This window comes from Desulfuromonas sp., assembly GCF_002868845.1.
Taxonomy (GTDB): Bacteria; Desulfobacterota; Desulfuromonadia; order Desulfuromonadales; family BM501; genus BM501.
The window spans coordinates 141,962-157,434 of sequence record NZ_PKUB01000041.1 but is presented as its reverse complement, the minus strand read 5'-3'; the positions used below and the strand labels follow the sequence as shown (position 1 = coordinate 157,434).

Here is a 15,473-nt window from a genome sequence, read left to right as displayed (position 1 = left end):
CTATGAATACAGGAGCATTGAAAAGATTCGCCCAGGCCGCTCGTCGCCAGTTGCGCGAGCAGGTTGCCACCAAGCTCGAAAAGGTTATCTCCACCGACTCGGCCGAGTTACGCGAAAAGGGCAAGGCGCTGGAGGATCTGAAAAAGCTTATCGCCGACACCTCGAAGAGCGCGGTCATTGATCAGGTTGCTTATATCTGGTTCAACCGTTTCTGTGCGTTGCGCTTCATGGATGCCAACGGCTATACCCGCATCGGTGCCGTCTCACCTGCGGTGGGGAATACCCAGCCCGAGATTTTGTTGGAAGCCAAGCAGGGGGTTATTGAAGAGAGCTTGGAAGCCAACCTTGACCGACAGAAGGTCTTCGATCTGTTGAGCGGAAAATTGCCCTCCTCAGACCCGCAGCAGGAGGCCTATCTGTTGCTGCTGGTCGCGGTCTGCAACAGCTACCATGGCAGCATGCCATTTCTGTTTGAACGGATCGCTCACTTCACCGAGCTATTGATGCCGGATGACCTTCTTTCCGAAGCGTCGATTCTCACCTCTGTGCGTGAAACCCTAACCATCGACGCCTGCCAGGATGTCGAGGTCATCGGCTGGCTCTACCAGTTCTACATCTCTGAGAAGAAGGACGAGGTGTTCGATGGGCTGAATAAAAACAAGAAGATCACACCCGAGAATATTCCGGCCGCCACCCAGCTCTTCACGCCGCACTGGATCGTGCGCTATCTAGTGGAAAACTCCCTCGGCCGCCTGTGGCTGCTCAATCGCCCAAGTTCAAAGCTGATTGAGCGGATGGATTACTACATCAAACCTGAGCAGGCCGAGGCCGATTTCCTGCGCATCGGTAAGCCGGAAGAGATCAAAGTCTGCGACCCGGCATGCGGTTCGGGACACATGCTCACCTATGCCTTTGACCTGCTGTATGCCATCTACGAGGAGGAGGGCTATGAGTCCGCCGAGATCCCGACAAAGATTCTGACACACAACCTCTATGGCATCGAAATTGACGAACGCGCCGGAGAACTGGCCGCCTTTGCTTTGACCATGAAGGCCCGCGCAAAGCAGCGGCGCTTTTTTCGCAAGCCTGTGCAGCCCAATATCTGTGTGTTACGGAAGATCGAGTTTGCCGAAGGTGAACTCAAGGAGTACATGGATTTCATCGGGCGCGACCTGTTCACATCGCCACTGCAGACCACTTTACGACAGTTTGAAGAAGCCGATAACTTCGGATCTTTGATCCGTCCGGATATCACTGCCGTGGAGGGGATGCTGAAGATTCTGGAGTCGAAGGACGTCTCCGGGCATCTGTTTATAAGCATGACACACCAGAAGATGCTGCAAGCTCTGCGGCAGACCGAATACCTCTGCCCCCAATATCATGTGGTGGTTGCCAACCCGCCGTATATGGGTGGTAAAGGGATGAATGGCCGTTTAAGTGCCTGGGCCAAGAATAACTATCCGAACAGTAAATCAGACCTGTTTGCTATGTTCATTGAGCGCAATCTCGACCTAGCTAAAAAACAAGGTTCTGTTGCTATGATTACGATGCAAAGTTGGATGTTCTTGTCGTCCTTCGAGGGCCTTAGAGCACGACTTCTTAGTCAGGACACACTGTTGTCAATGGCACACCTAGGGGCAAGAGCGTTTGATAGCATCGGTGGTGAGGTGGTATCGACTACCGCTTTTGTTCTGGAAAATGCGAACAGGCTTGAATACAAGGGACGTTATTTAAGGCTGGTTGATGGTGACTCCGAAGCAGAAAAAGAAGAATCTATTCGAAACGCTATCAAAAATCCGGATTGTGGGCTGCTCTACCTCGCCTCTGCCGCTGATTTCAAGAAAATTCCTGGGAGCCCGATAGCATATTGGGTTAGCAAGAAAATTGCCTCCATTTTTTCCTCTGCTCAGTCTTTTGATGGAATTGGAAAGACGAGACGTGGACTTCAAACCGGAGATGCTGGGAGATTCATTCGCTGCTGGCATGAAGTTTCATTGGAGCGTATTGGTCGAAACCTTGAAAAAATAGAGGCGGGCAGCAGTGGTTTTAAATGGTTCTTCTTTAACTCAGGCGGTACATTTCGGAAGTGGTATGGAAACATTGGAGATGTTGTAAATTGGGGAAATGATGGTGACGAGATAAAAGCAACAGGAAAAGCAATCATCCCTAGTGAACATCTATATTTCAAAGAAGCTGTTACTTGGCCCAAAGTCAGTAGCGGCAGATGCAGTTTTAGATGGTTTCCCGATGGAATCATTCCAGGGGATGCCGGGCCGTGCTTTTATGACGAGTCAGGGCTACAGGATACGGTTTTATGTTTTTCAAATTCAAAGGTTGCGCTTTCTTTTCTTCAGTTTTTGTCGCCGACACTGAATTTCGAAGTTGGTGTTATGGCGAAGATGCCGATTTTGCAGCCTGATAGCAAAGCGACGAAGCATGCAAGTGGTGAAGCCATTAAGGTTCATCAAATTGATTGGAATGCATACGAAAACTCATGTGACTTCACGAGCCTACCGCTATTGCAGTGCGACTATCGGCAAACTACCCTGAAGGCCACTTACCTGAAGCTCCGAGCCCAATGGAAGGAGATGACGCTGGAAATGGAGCGACTGGAGGAAGATAATAACCGCATCTTCATCGAAGCCTACGGCCTGCAGGCTGAGTTGACGCCCGAGGTACCACTCAACGAAATCACCCTGACCTGCAACCCGCACTACCGTTATGGCAACGGCAAAAATGAAAAAGAGCTGGAGGCGCTGTTGCTGGCCGACACCATGCGCGAGCTGATCTCCTACGCCGTGGGCTGCATGTTCGGCCGATACACACTGGAAAAGCCGGGTCTGATCTTGGCCAACCAGGGCGAGACCATCGAGGACTATCTGAAGCGGGTACCCGAAGCGAGCTTCCCGGCGGATGACGACAACGTCATCCCCATGCTTGATGGCGACTGGTTTACTGACGACATCTCTGACCGTTTTCGCACGTTCCTGCGTATCACCTTTGGCGTGGAGCATTATGAAGACAACCTCAAGTTTGTTGAAAAAGCGCTGGGCAAAGATGTCCGCAAGTATTTTCTCAAGGATTTCTACAATGATCACATTAAGCGCTACAAGAAGCGTCCCATCTATTGGCTGTTCAGTAGCACCAAGGGGAGCTTCAATGCGCTGATCTACATGCACCGCTACCGCCCGGATACGGTCAGCGTTGTGCTTAACGACTACCTGCGCGAGTTCCGCACCAAGCTTGAATCGCGACTTGAGCACCTTCAGGGGGTCAGCATCAGCGTCTCCGCCACTCAGGGTGAAAAAACCCTGGCTCTCAAAGATATCGAAAAACTCAAAAAGATCATCGACGAACTCGAAGACTACGAGCGGGAAGTTCTTTATCCCCTGGCAACCAGACAAATCGAAATTGACCTCGATGACGGCGTTAAAGTGAATTACCCGAAATTCGATGACGCGCTGAAGAAGGTGACTGGGCTGAGCCGATACTTGAGAGATAAAATCACTTAAAAAATGTAATAAAATCTACAAATATGCTACTCTATCTCCATTAGGGGAAAATTTCTCTCAAGGAGACAAGGCATGCTCATCAATTTCACTTTAAATAATTGGCGTTCGTTCCGTCAACAGGCTGAGTTCAGCATGGTGGCCAGCCGCGAAAAGCAGCATGGTGACCGACTTGCGCGAATCGAACGCTACAAACTGCGGCTGTTACCTGTCGCCGCTATCTACGGTGGTAACGCCTCGGGAAAAACCAACTTTTTTGCCGCACTCAATTTCGCAAAAAACCTAATAGTTGATGGTACGCGACCAGACGAACTGATTCCGGTGGAGTCTTTTCGACTTGATGCCGGCGATGCAAAGAAAGCAACCTATTTTAAATTTGAACTGCTGGTTGACGAAACCATTTATGAGTACGGGTTTGCGGTTAGCCAGGAACGAGTGTTTGAAGAACGCTTGGTCGAGGTGCGACCCACAACAGAAAAAGAACTGTTTGTTCGCGAGTTGGATGAAATCAGATTTAACCCTACGCTGAATGAAGATCAATTCCTCCATTTTGCCTTCAAAGGAACGCGTGAGAACCAACTCTTTCTGACCAATGCCGTTCAGCAGAAGGTTGAGAATTTCAAGCCGGTTTATGACTGGTTCAAGAACGATCTTGTGCTGATTGCGCCGGATACGCGATTCGAACCCTTTGAACAGTTTCTCCAGGAAGACAGTCCGCTGTATGAAACGATGAACAAGTGTCTTGGTTTGCTAGACACTGGCATCGCTCAGTTGGGTGGCGAAGACGTCAGCTTTGACAACCTCGCATTGCCCGAAGAAATTCGCACCAAGTTACAAGCTTCACTGAAAGATGGGATGACATTACGGGTGATGTCGCCTTTTCATGAGCGGTATGTTTTTACTCGCAAGAAAGGCGAAATCGTCGCCCGGAAGTTGGTGACCTATCACGAAAACCGTGGTGGAGAACTGGTCAAATTTGAAATGGGACAAGAGTCTGATGGTTCCAAGCGGGTTATTGATTTACTGCCGGCCTTTCTTGAGATGTCTTCTCGAAAGTCAACACAGGTTTATGTCATTGATGAGGTCGATCGCAGCCTTCATACTCTTTTGACCCGGCAATTGCTTCAGGGCTATCTGTCTGCCTGCTCCGCCGATAGCCGTTCACAACTTCTGCTGACCACCCACGACGTACTATTAATGGATCAGGATATTCTCCGCAGAGATGAAATGTGGATTGCTGAACGCGATGCAGATGGCGGCTCATCACTCCTTTCCTTCAGTGAATATAAAGATGTGCGTAGCGACAAGGACATTCGCAAGAGTTATCTGCAGGGAAGGCTTGGCGGTGTTCCACGTCTTTTGATCTCTGGTGCGCTGGCCAACGGAGACTTGGACTTACCTGAAAAGGAGGCGGCTGTTGGCGAGGCGTAGATTCTCGCGCCCTTTAGGTGAGCGGCGTTATAAGAGGATGTTTGTTCTGGCGACCGAGGGGGCGGAGACAGAGCCCCGCTATTTCAAAATCTTTGAAGATGGTGACAAGGTAATCCATGTACAGTTGCTGAAAGGTGGACATAAAAGCTCTCCGCCTCAGGTCTTGAAACGCATGGATGCTTACCTCAGGAAAGAAGGGCTGCGCCCTGAAGATGAGGCTTGGCTGGTGGTCGATACGGACCAATGGACTGAATTACAGCTTCAGCAGTTGTATCAGTGGGGACAGACGAAGGAAAACTATGGGCTTGCCGTAAGCAACCCTCAGTTTGAATTCTGGCTTCTGCTCCATTTTGAAGATGGTAATGGTGTCCGAACATCACGGGAATGTGTGGAACGCCTCCTGAGACAAATCCCCGGTTATCAGAAGGGGGCTTTTGATGCAAAACAATTTGCTTCCGGCATTGCCAATGCCGTGGATCGCGCCCGTCGCCGTGACACCCCTCCTTGTCAGGACTGGCCGCGCGACTCCGGAACGACCGTCTACCGATTGATCGAGAGATTGACTGCATAGTGATTGATACCGAACTGGGATGATATATGAGTGAACAGATACTTCCGGCATTGAAACGGCACTTTGATCGTCATCGTATCATCTTCTGGTACGACACAAAGAAGGAACTGCGTGCCGACTTCGATGCACTGGAACTGCCGGGGATTGAAAAAGTCTTTCTCTACAATAACGAGTTCGCAGTCAAATACCGCATTCTTCGCGAGCAGCCGGAGCAGAAGTTCCTCATCTACAAGGAAGGGCCACAACCTGAGGATCTGCATAACTGGCTGTTGGATGTGCAGTTGGCTCATGGCGAATTTCGTACTGATCAAATCGGACTCTGGCTCTCTGAGCTTGAGCTTGGCCCTGAGTTCAGCGGGTTGGCTCAGGAGCATGCCGAATTTTTTCAAGCGGCCAAGCGTCGCGAATCCCTCGGCAAGAAGCTTAAAAAGGATGATACCGCCGGTTTGCTTCGCCTGAAGATGCTTGCAGTTTGTGCCGCTGCCGAGCCGCGCGTGGATGAAATCCTCGAAACCCTTTTGGCCGAGTTGGCTGACTGCAAAGAGGAAAAGATTCGTCTGATTGAGCGCTGCGGTCTGGGCCCGTTTTTGTGGGAGAAGCTCAAGCGCTTTTATGGTTATTCCCCTGAAAAGGCCACCGTCCGAGATTTTGTCATTGAGCTGTTCAAATCGTGCTACGCCATGCAGACCGACGGCGAGGCCCGGCTGTCTACCGAGGCACTGGTTTTCCTGAGGCGCTGGAAAGACAATGTCCGCCACCAGGGGAATTTCGAGACACTATCTGCAGATTGTGCCGGGATTCTGAATATTGAAAAGGATCTGCAAAAGCGGGACTACAAGCGACTGGTTGAACTCGATTATTTCGAACTGATTGACAAGAAAATCCTCAGTGACCTGGTCAAGGAAGTTTCGGCACAAGCTATTTCTGCTGGAGACTGTGCTCTGGTCGTACGTCAAAGGAGACAGAGTCACTGGTATACCGGTTTTCAGGACATCTATGGTGCTCTTGAGACCGGCGCTCAGTTTCTGAATTCACTGAACGAGATGGACCTGACGATTAATTCCCCGGCTGAAGGGGTGCAGCGCTATGCCAGGACCTGGTATCGGATTGATCAGCTCTACCGTAAATTTACTTTTCACGTGCGCAGGTCTGGTCAGTCGACCCTGCTCGGTCCGTTGGTGGACCTGATTGAAAACCATTATTCAAATTCCTATCTGCTCAAGTTGAACAACGCTTGGCAGGAGTGTATCGATAATCTGAAGGTCTGTGATGCCTCGCCGATTCCCTTGCAAAACAGCTTCTACAGCAAATGGGTTGACCCGTTTCTGAAAAAGGATCGTAAGGTCTGCGTTATTATTTCTGACGCTATGCGTTATGAAATAGGGGAGGAACTACTGGGGCTGGTGCGGCAGGAAGATCGCTATGAAGCCAATATCGAGCCAGCACTGTCGATGCTGCCAAGTTACACCCAACTGGGAATGGCCGCGCTGCTGCCGCATAAGGAATTATCCGTTGCAGAGGATGAAAGTGGGACGGTTTTTGCTGATGGCATGAGCACCCAGGGTCTGGTGAATCGAAACAAGATTCTTCAGCAGAACAATCCCGATGGTGCCAGGGCATTGAAAGCGGATGAATTTCTGAAAATGCAGCGGGATGAGTTCCGCGACATTCTGCGCTCGACGAATATCGTCTATATCTATCATGACCTTATCGACGGGACCGGGCATACGCGTGAATCCGAAGAGAGGACTTTCGAAGCAGCCCAAGAGGCTTTGCAGGAGCTGATGCGTATCATCAAGAAGCTAACGGCGGCCAATGCCAGCAACCTCTTGGTGACGGCCGATCATGGCTTCATCTACCAGAACCGTGAGATTGATGAGAGTGATTTTTCCACCGTAGCTGCTCAGGGGCAAAAAGTTCTTTACCGGGACCGCCGCTTCGTGTTGGGGCAGGGACTTCAGGACCAGCCCGGATTGACCACTTTTAAATCTGAAACCCTGCAGATCAAAGGGAAGATCGAAATTCAGATTCCCAAGTCAATCAACCGCCTGCGGCTCAAGGGCTCAGGTAGTCGCTTTGTTCACGGAGGGGCCTCATTGCAGGAGGTGGTGATTCCTGTGGTGCAGATCAATAAAAAACGCACCAGCGATATCAGCTTGGTCGGGGTCGATATTTTGCGTGGATCTTCGGAAGTGATTACTACCGGGCAACTGTCCGTAGCCTTCTATCAGGACCAGGCGGTCGGTTACAAGGTGCAGGCCCGATTGCTTCGGGCCGGAATTTATTCAAAGGCAGGCGAACTTATATCAGATCAGCATGAGTTGACCTTTGACCTGGTATCTGACAATCCACGCGAGCGGGAGCTGAGGGTTAGATTTGTGCTGTCTCGCAGCGCTGATGACCTGAATGGCCAGGAAGTCTATCTGCGGCTGGAAGAATCCGTTTCCGGAACCTCACATTTCAGTGAGTACAAATCGAGCAAATATTTGATGAGAAGATCGTTTGCTGGCGACTTCGATTTTTAACCATCTCAAGGAATAGAAGTCATGCAAAAAGTTGAGATTACAGACACCGCCGAGCTTAAGGTTCACTGCCCTTTTTGCGGTAAGGTTGCACTAAAGCCAGACGGAACAGAGGCATGTGAGCATACGTTGTTTTTGGCCGCAGATGAGGGCGGGTTTGTTTATGTCAGCCCCAGGCTTGATTTTGATGCTGACGTTGATCTGGACGAGCAAACCATGGATGAGTTTACCGATGCAATTGAGTTTCCCGATTCTGTCAAGTTTGCTATCTACCAGCCTGCTCCTAGCTTCTTCGGCGGTTACGTCGCTTTTGCACCGGTTAAATAATGTCGTAGGTGTTGCATGAGGGAGGAAACATTGTCTGAACTCGACAAAAAAATAAATGAACATTTCCCCGGTTTGGTGGTCCGTAAGGATCTGGTCAAGACTGTCAAGGGGAATGCCATTGTCCCATCCTATGTCCTCGAATACCTTCTAGGCCAGTATTGCGCCACTAGCGACGAAGCGAGTATTCAGACCGGGATTCAAACCGTTCGGGAGATCCTGCGCAAGCATTACGTCCATCGTAATGAAGCAGGGTTAGTTCGTTCTACGATTAAGGAGAAGGGGCGTCACAAGGTCATCGATAAGGTGACCGTCGATCTCAACGATTCAAAAGGGGTTTATGAGGCAACCTTCTCGAATCTCGGAATTAAAAAGGTCCTGGTTACGACCGACACCATCAAGAAACATCCGAAATTACTTGTCGGAGGTGTCTGGTGTATTTGCGATCTCGAATACGATCTGGTGGAAGAGAAGGATGCCTGCCCGTGGATCATGGCGTCGATCAAACCGATTAAGCTTTCGCATTTCGATTTCGACAGCTACTTGGAAGCTCGACAGAAATTTTCAACTGACGAGTGGATTGATCTACTGATACAGAGTATTGGTTTCAATCCTGATTTGATGGGGCGCCGCAGCAAAATGTTGCAACTTGTCCGTCTGATTCCTTTCTGCGAGCGAAATTTTAACCTGATAGAGCTTGGGCCAAAGGGGACTGGAAAGTCCCATATTTTTTCAGAATTTTCTCCACACGGAATCCTTATCTCCGGCGGTGAAGTCACAGTACCCAAACTGTTTGTCAATAACTCCAACGGTAAAATTGGTTTGGTTGGTTATTGGGATACCGTTGCGTTTGATGAGTTTGCCGGTAAGCAGAAGCGGGTAGACATGGCGTTGGTCGATATCATGAAAAATTACATGGCCAACAAGACATTCTCGCGCGGAGTTGAAACCTTGGGAGCCGAAGCCTCAATGGTCTTTGTCGGCAATACCTCCCACACTGTTCCGTATATGCTTAAACACTCAGATCTGTTCTGTGATCTCCCCGACAAATACCACGACTCTGCATTTTTGGACCGTCTGCATTTCTACATTCCTGGCTGGGAAGTTGACATTATCCGTGGAGAGATGTTCTCGGACGGCTATGGATTCGTGGTCGACTATCTTGCAGAAATTTTACGATCACTCCGTAACCACGACTATTCACAGCAGTATAAAGGTAAATTTGATCTGCTGAGCGATATCTCCACACGTGACAGGGATGGAGTACATAAAACCTTTTCGGGGCTGATGAAGGTTCTTTTCCCGAGTGGCGAAGCAAGCCCTGAAGAAATAGAGGAGATTCTGACCTTTGCGATTGAGGGCCGTAAGAGGGTCAAGGATCAGCTTTTACGGATTGATAAAACCTATACAAAGGTTCGCTTCGGCTACGAACGCGCCGGGGGGGACACGATATTTGTGAAGACCCTGGAAGAAGAAGAGTACCCTAGACATTACGGGACTGATGAAGAAAAACAAACTGAAGCCGATGCTGGCTCCGAATCAGCAACGGAGCATGCGACGGATCAAAAATCAGAAACTGATGAACCGAAAGCTCAGCATCTACAGTTTAAGGAAAATCAACGTGGGGTCTCCTATGACATGCTTTTTACTCCTTATCTGAGGGGTGCAACCCGGATAGAAATCACGGATGCCTATATTCGTCTCTTCTATCAGGTCAGAAACCTTATGGAGTTAATGGAGACGGTTGCTCGCTGTAAAGCCGAAGACGCGGAGCCTAGTGTCCACCTTGTGACGATCTCGGATGAATTTAAAGCAGAGCAGCAGCACGAAATGCTGACTCAGATCCAGAATTCGTGCGCAGCGATCGGAATACAATTCACTTGGGAGTACGACCTCAGCAACAGTATCCACGCGCGTCACATTGTGACTGACAACGGATGGAAAATATCTCTAGACCGTGGGCTGGATATTTTCCAACAGTATCAGATGAATGACACGTTTTCTTTTGGTAACAGGATGCAGGAATTCCGGACTTGCAAGGCGTTTGAGGTGACCTATTTGAGGCCATAATATGTTGATGTCATAGCGGCGCCCTCAGTTTGATCTGTAGAGGGCCTATTAACGGGAGGGGATTATGGGTGGTAATTGGCCGGAGCAGGAATGTCGTAACTGCGGACTTGATATAAGACTTGTTAAGACCAGATATGGCTGGAAACCCTATGAAATTGACGTCTTTGAGCCACATAGCTGTGGATCTGATGTCTATGATCTTCCTTCCAAAAAAATACGTCCATTATTCAACCCTGGCACAAAGAAATGAAAGAGATGGATTGCACTGACGCGTCCTATGACATTATCGATGCGAGGATGGCTGAACAGATTACATTGTTCCCCATCAGCCTGCACACGAAGTGTCAGTAAGTAGACTTGTCGCTCTGGACGGTTGAACAGCTATACAAAGAAGGCTTTCTCAGTTTCAACCCCGATAAAAAAGAATCCCTGGAGGAATGGGAGTGCGCAGAACTAGATTTTCTTGGCCCTCTTATTAATGCAGGTGTTGACGATGATTTATTGAAACATCTGTTGAAAGGGCTAGCAAAACCATACCGCTTCTTCCCGGGTTCTGTATATTACAACTGGAGTCAGCAGCGTTGGTTGTCATTACCTGTCCCTCCGGACCCCGCTGATCTTTTTTCTGAATGGATCGAATCACTTTCCGAACAGAATGATGAAGAGACGCTGCAATGGATAATTTCTCAGGCCCAAGAGCTAATCGACGTCAACACCTGAGGCTGACGTAATGGTCGAGGTCGGTGCTTGTATCAATGCCTCAGCACAGATTTGCCAATTTGATAGTGTCTCTTCTGCTGTGTCTCCGCTGACCTGTAATACGATAGGCCACTCGTCAACGAGCGCAAAACTATCAAGATCTTGGCCGCTGTAGACGATAGACGCATAGAGGCCAAAATCTTCCCTGCTTACTCAGCATCTTCCCTACGAGTAATCGTATGGACGAATATCACAAAAGCTGCTACAGTTTTTGCTACGGAATTGGGGAACCCTTGCCCTTCGCGACGAAGGCGCAATCTCTCTTTTCAACTACTTAGAAATCAAAGGCGGAAGTAGTTAGTATCCCATCTACTCCCGCCACCTACTGATACTTTTTTCTCTGTCTTTTAAGGCTGCGCCACTCCCAAGGAGGCATTGGATTTTCTCCAAACCATAAGCCTCGTTTACCTTCCCGAGCCTCCGCTTCCAGCTCTCCGATTGAAATATCGCTTGAATATTTACGGTACCACCAGGCATACCCTTCTTTTACCAGCAAGCGGTTAAGGGATTCCCCGTTTGCCAAGAAGACCTCCCCAACGGTTCTCCCGTATCGGTATACCGTCCGCACCTCGACTCGGACGATTTTCCCTGCTGTAATCGAAGACGCGAACTCCTTGGACTTTTTCCCAAAAGCTTGCCCGCGTTCCGGGCAGTCGATCTCCGCCAGTCTGACTTTCTCGGGCCGGCCCTGATGCAAGACAGAGATCGTGTCACCATCAGTGACCTTCACAACTTTTCCGGTAAAGGTCTCTCCAATACAAGGTAGGGCCAGAAACAGCAACAAGGCTGCGGCAAGGAAGGTTTTCTGAAGTTGCTTAAGTGAGAAGAGTCGCATCGCGTTACTCCCGGAAAAGTTGACAAGCTGCCAATTGCCTTCTATTTTGGGCGCCTCATATGTTTGTTGCCACATATTGCCATGCGGTGAAGTGTTATGAAAGAACCAACCTATGTTTTGAACCGGATTCTAAAAACTCGCCGCCAAGGGATTACGGCGCCTGCAAATTGTCGGCTTAATGCCATTCTCAAGCGGGATGGTCTCGAATCCCCTGACTGCGTGTATATTGAAAAGGTCGCGGTGCGCCTCGCCCAGACTTTTCACGTGCCGGTCGCCGACGGCGTCCTCACTGAGGCCGAATGGGAGCTGGCGTTCGCCAGTCTGGAAGTCGCGGCTCCGCGTATACCTCTTCCCGATCTGCTCAAAAGCCAGTTCAAGAAAACCGCCGAGAAGTATCCCGATCAGGTCGCCGCGCTCCTCGTTTTCGATCTTCTGATCGGGAACCGAGATCGTGCCAGCAACCTCAAGGCCGCCCTGAACACTCCCGGGACCAGCCTCTTTCGGGGGTTCGACCATTCTCACGTCCTGCTTAACATCGAGGACACTCCAGAAAAAAGTATCGCTGCCCTCAAAGCTCGCCAGCTCATCGTTCTCTTCCATCCGTTCTTCGGATTGGTAATGCGGGTGTTTCTCGATCTCTGGGTGGAGCGGATCTCGGCGGTCGATGACCGGCTGATTCGTGAATGCTGCGTCTTCGGCCGGAAATTCCAGAACGTCTCCTCGACCACCCAAGAGGCCCTGGCGGACGCGTTGGTGTGGCGCAAGAACACCCTTGCCGACATCGTCTCCAGTCATACGGACCAGATTGATCCGCAGCTATGATTGAACTCTGGACCGTGCAATACATCGCGGACCCGATCCGCTACGAGACGAAAAACGTCGGCGTTCTGGTGCGCAAGCCCGCAGGGGCGGATTGCAGAATGCTGGGGGCAGAAGACCCGGTGCGGATCGACCTGGAACCGTTTCGAAAGTTAGCTCGGGATGCCGGCGAGGATGCATGGGCCTACCGTGAGTGGGTCGCTTGGTTTGACGAATTGTGTCGCGCGTACGGCCGCGTCGTCGAGAGCGACGGCGACTATTTCAACGACCGGCGTAGGCATCTGGAGGAGACCAACGCGCCGTTTGTCGCCCGCTATGTGGGACCGGTGGCACCGATCAAGGGTGAAAGCTCGGATGCGTTGATACAGGATCTGTTCGAGGCGATGGTCGACCCGCCGCGCGTTAAGCCAAAAAATCCCTTTCAAAAACGCCTGGAGCGCCTGGTCGATGAGGTTGGCTTGCGAGATCTCGAAAAGTTCGAGGAGAACGTGGAGGTCGAGTTTTCGGCCATAAGAGGCCGTCCCGAAGAAACAGTGCGCCTTTCCTTTTTGGTGGACGGCAGCCCCCGCACGCTCTTTAAGGTTGTGCGCCTACGCACCAGCCGTCAGTCGCTGCTGCGCCAGGTCAACGACGCTCTCTATACCTTCCGCCTGACCGCCGATAACGGGTTCGCCGAAAAAGAACGCTGCGTCGTTCTGACCGAGGCGCCCCCGCCGGGGAAGGGCCACTATCTTGGCCGCTTGCGGGAAGTTGCTCACGTGGTAAATGTCACTTCCCCCGAGGCGGCGCGGACACTTCGCCAGATCCTGAAACCCCTCTAGCTCCCCACCTCAAGAAAAAACAGTGGGCCGTCATTGCCGCGCATTTTCCCCGACACCTCGTCGAACAGCCGAGCCCCGAAAACCTCGTAATATCCCGCAGCGGTCATGTCGCTTACGCCGAATGCCCGCTTCAGGGTTTTGGCTTGTCGCAAGCCGTTGGAGAGGGCGTTGAACATCCATGTGGCGAACAACATCGCGGCGCTGACCTGGTAGCGGTGCAGATACTGTGTGACGCTCGATTCGCTCAGGTGGCTTCCGACACGCCGGCCTGGGAACAGGTAGGGTTCGAGGTCGTGGCCTTCGCGTGCCCGTTGCTTTTCCCGTTGTTCCAGGTGGCGTTCGATCAGAGGGGTCAGGATCTCGCTCAAGGGGATCTCGACGTCACCGAAGGTCGTGGAAAAGCTCCCGTCGGGGTTATGGTGCAAGTCTGACAACCGCATCCGCAGGACGCGGCGGGCCTTCTGCGCGTAGAGCATCATGAAAAGGGCGATCAGCGCGGTGTTCACCTCCCGGTCCGGAGCGTGCGACCAGGATTCCAGCAGGTCGTGGAATTTGTCCTGACCCAGGACCAGGGCGATTTTCCTACCCTGTTTTGTAGTCGGGATTTTGAAACGTACGAACGTTTTTTCGTGCTGGTTGAGGTGCCAGATAAAATTCCTCAGCCCGTTTCGGTAGCCGGGGTGGTTGAGCAGAAACGCGTCCAAGTGCTTTTCGGAGATCTCCTGGATCGACCCGATTTCAGGCGGCAAGAACTTGAGGAACTTGACCGCGGCCTTCAGATCCTGGGTGACCGAACGCGGCGCGTAGCGCTGGAACTCTTTTTCCCAGCCTCGCGACTCGAATCGCTTGCGCCGGTTGCTTTGGGAGAGATGGAAGCGCTTCAGCACCGGATGGAACCACGCGTCTTCGGCGTCCTCCAGTATCGACTCCTGGCGTTGGAACTCCGCTTCGCGCCGCAACTCCTCGACCAGCATCTCCGGAAGATAATTTTCGCTGACCAGAAAGCCGAAGGGCAGGCTGGCGCGGCGTAGCCCGTCGAGGCCGAAGACGCGGATCAGTTCCCTGGGCCTGACCTCCTCCGGACAGGAAAAGTTTTGGTCCAGCAGGTGGAAGAATTTCACATGCCGGTCCAGGTCCACCGCGATCTTTTGCGCCTTGCCGTCAATCCGCATCCGTCTGCCGAACTCCTGGAACGCGTCGCGCAGCCACCTCTGGTTCATGATCCACAGATTATCGGAGATCTTTTTGCCGAGGCGGTCTCCCCAGTAGCAGTCGCTGCAGCGTTCCTGGCTGTGGTAGCGCCCTTGCCGGCCGCAGCGCGGGCAGGTGAAAGGCTCTTTCCTCTTCAGGCAGCCCTGGCAGAGGGGCCGCCCTTCATCGTCTTTGCCGGCCGGAGCACGGTGCTTGCCGCAACAGGCGCAGGTGGCGTGCCCTTTGCGACGGCATTTTGGGCAGACCGGTTCCTCAAACCCCAGCTTGAAGTCTCTGGCCAGATGCTGACTTCGCTGTCCACAGTTGGCGCACGCTTTCGCCGGTTTGTAATAGCGGGCACATGAAGGGCAGGCGACCCCGTTATCTAGGGTCAGCGCCGCTCGCGGCACCGGCTTGCCACAGCGCAGGCATGAGCGGTTCTTGCTGCGACAGCACTTGCAGGTGGCTGGACCGCGCCCCTGAAGCGTGCGCACGGTGCGACCGCACTCGGCGCAGGGAACCGGCTTGAATTCCCGCTTGTAGCAGGTTCCGCAATAAGCCTTTCCCTCGAAAACGGCGTGTGCCTTGGCCATGTCGCGGCCACACGCGTCGCAGCGGCTG

General features: G+C 51.7%; 11 protein-coding genes. 9 read left to right on the top strand and 2 right to left on the bottom strand.

All coding sequences use genetic code 11. The annotated features are described in order from the left end of the window. Positions 1-2: 2 nt before the first annotated feature. The 7 genes from pglX to C0617_RS12400 all read left to right on the top strand — a co-directional run bounded on the left by pglX (position 3) and on the right by C0617_RS12400 (position 11,147). Positions 3-3,512 carry a BREX-1 system adenine-specific DNA-methyltransferase PglX gene (pglX, locus tag C0617_RS12430; protein ID WP_291317352.1) on the top strand — a complete coding sequence of 1,170 codons (3,510 nt, stop codon included), beginning with the start codon at positions 3-5 and terminating at the stop codon, positions 3,510-3,512. A 72-nt stretch (positions 3,513-3,584) separates the two neighbouring features. Continuing rightward, positions 3,585-4,940: an ATP-binding protein gene (locus tag C0617_RS12425; RefSeq protein ID WP_291317351.1), complete on the top strand. Its 1,356-nt coding sequence runs from the start codon at positions 3,585-3,587 to the stop codon at positions 4,938-4,940. Then, entirely contained in the window at positions 4,927-5,511 is a 585-nt protein-coding gene (locus tag C0617_RS12420) for an RloB family protein (protein ID WP_291317350.1), read from the top strand. Before C0617_RS12425 ends, C0617_RS12420 begins: the two co-directional genes overlap by 14 nt. A gap of 26 nt (positions 5,512-5,537) precedes the next feature. Continuing rightward, positions 5,538-8,036, top strand: a complete 2,499-nt coding sequence (gene pglZ, locus C0617_RS12415; protein WP_291317349.1) for a BREX-1 system phosphatase PglZ type A — start codon at positions 5,538-5,540, stop codon at positions 8,034-8,036. 21 nt (positions 8,037-8,057) lie between these two features. Continuing rightward, the gene (locus tag C0617_RS12410) at positions 8,058-8,360 is read left to right on the top strand and encodes a hypothetical protein (protein WP_291317348.1); all 303 of its coding nucleotides are present in this window, start codon (positions 8,058-8,060) and stop codon (positions 8,358-8,360) included. Positions 8,361-8,390: 30 nt separating this feature from the next. Beyond that, positions 8,391-10,427, top strand: a complete 2,037-nt coding sequence (brxL, locus tag C0617_RS12405; protein ID WP_291317347.1) for a BREX system Lon protease-like protein BrxL — start codon at positions 8,391-8,393, stop codon at positions 10,425-10,427. 357 nt (positions 10,428-10,784) lie between these two features. After that, the gene (locus C0617_RS12400; RefSeq protein ID WP_291317346.1) at positions 10,785-11,147 is read left to right on the top strand and encodes a hypothetical protein; all 363 of its coding nucleotides are present in this window, start codon (positions 10,785-10,787) and stop codon (positions 11,145-11,147) included. A 361-nt stretch (positions 11,148-11,508) separates the two neighbouring features. Here C0617_RS12400 and C0617_RS12395 read toward each other — a convergent pair whose 3' ends face one another. Then, positions 11,509-12,021: a thermonuclease family protein gene (locus C0617_RS12395; RefSeq protein WP_291317345.1), complete on the bottom strand. Its 513-nt coding sequence runs from the start codon at positions 12,019-12,021 to the stop codon at positions 11,509-11,511. Positions 12,022-12,117: 96 nt separating this feature from the next. On the opposite strand from C0617_RS12395, the gene C0617_RS12390 reads away from it, so the two are divergent. Further along, the gene (locus C0617_RS12390) at positions 12,118-12,843 is read left to right on the top strand and encodes a hypothetical protein (protein ID WP_291317344.1); all 726 of its coding nucleotides are present in this window, start codon (positions 12,118-12,120) and stop codon (positions 12,841-12,843) included. Further along, positions 12,840-13,661, top strand: coding sequence for a hypothetical protein (locus tag C0617_RS12385; protein WP_291317343.1), 822 nt, complete (start codon positions 12,840-12,842; stop codon positions 13,659-13,661). The genes C0617_RS12390 and C0617_RS12385 overlap by 4 nt, the downstream gene beginning before the upstream one ends. Here the strand turns inward: C0617_RS12385 and C0617_RS12380 are convergent. Next, entirely contained in the window at positions 13,658-15,445 is a 1,788-nt protein-coding gene (locus C0617_RS12380; protein WP_291317342.1) for a hypothetical protein, read from the bottom strand. The two genes, C0617_RS12385 and C0617_RS12380, sit on opposite strands and share 4 nt — an antisense overlap. Positions 15,446-15,473 lie beyond the last annotated feature (28 nt).

Excerpts from the sequence above, each read along its gene's own strand:
- C0617_RS12425 (WP_291317351.1), top strand. The coding sequence starts at position 3,585 with ATGCTCATCAATTTCACTTTAAATAATTGGCGTTCGTTCCGTCAACAG.
- pglZ (WP_291317349.1), top strand. The coding sequence starts at position 5,538 with ATGAGTGAACAGATACTTCCGGCATTGAAACGGCACTTTGATCGTCAT.
- C0617_RS12380 (WP_291317342.1), bottom strand. The coding sequence starts at position 15,445 with ATGGCCAAGGCACACGCCGTTTTCGAGGGAAAGGCTTATTGCGGAACC.
- C0617_RS12395 (WP_291317345.1), bottom strand. The coding sequence starts at position 12,021 with ATGCGACTCTTCTCACTTAAGCAACTTCAGAAAACCTTCCTTGCCGCA.
- C0617_RS12410 (WP_291317348.1), top strand. The coding sequence starts at position 8,058 with ATGCAAAAAGTTGAGATTACAGACACCGCCGAGCTTAAGGTTCACTGC.
- C0617_RS12385 (WP_291317343.1), top strand. The coding sequence starts at position 12,840 with ATGATTGAACTCTGGACCGTGCAATACATCGCGGACCCGATCCGCTAC.
- pglX (WP_291317352.1), top strand. The coding sequence starts at position 3 with ATGAATACAGGAGCATTGAAAAGATTCGCCCAGGCCGCTCGTCGCCAG.
- C0617_RS12390 (WP_291317344.1), top strand. The coding sequence starts at position 12,118 with ATGAAAGAACCAACCTATGTTTTGAACCGGATTCTAAAAACTCGCCGC.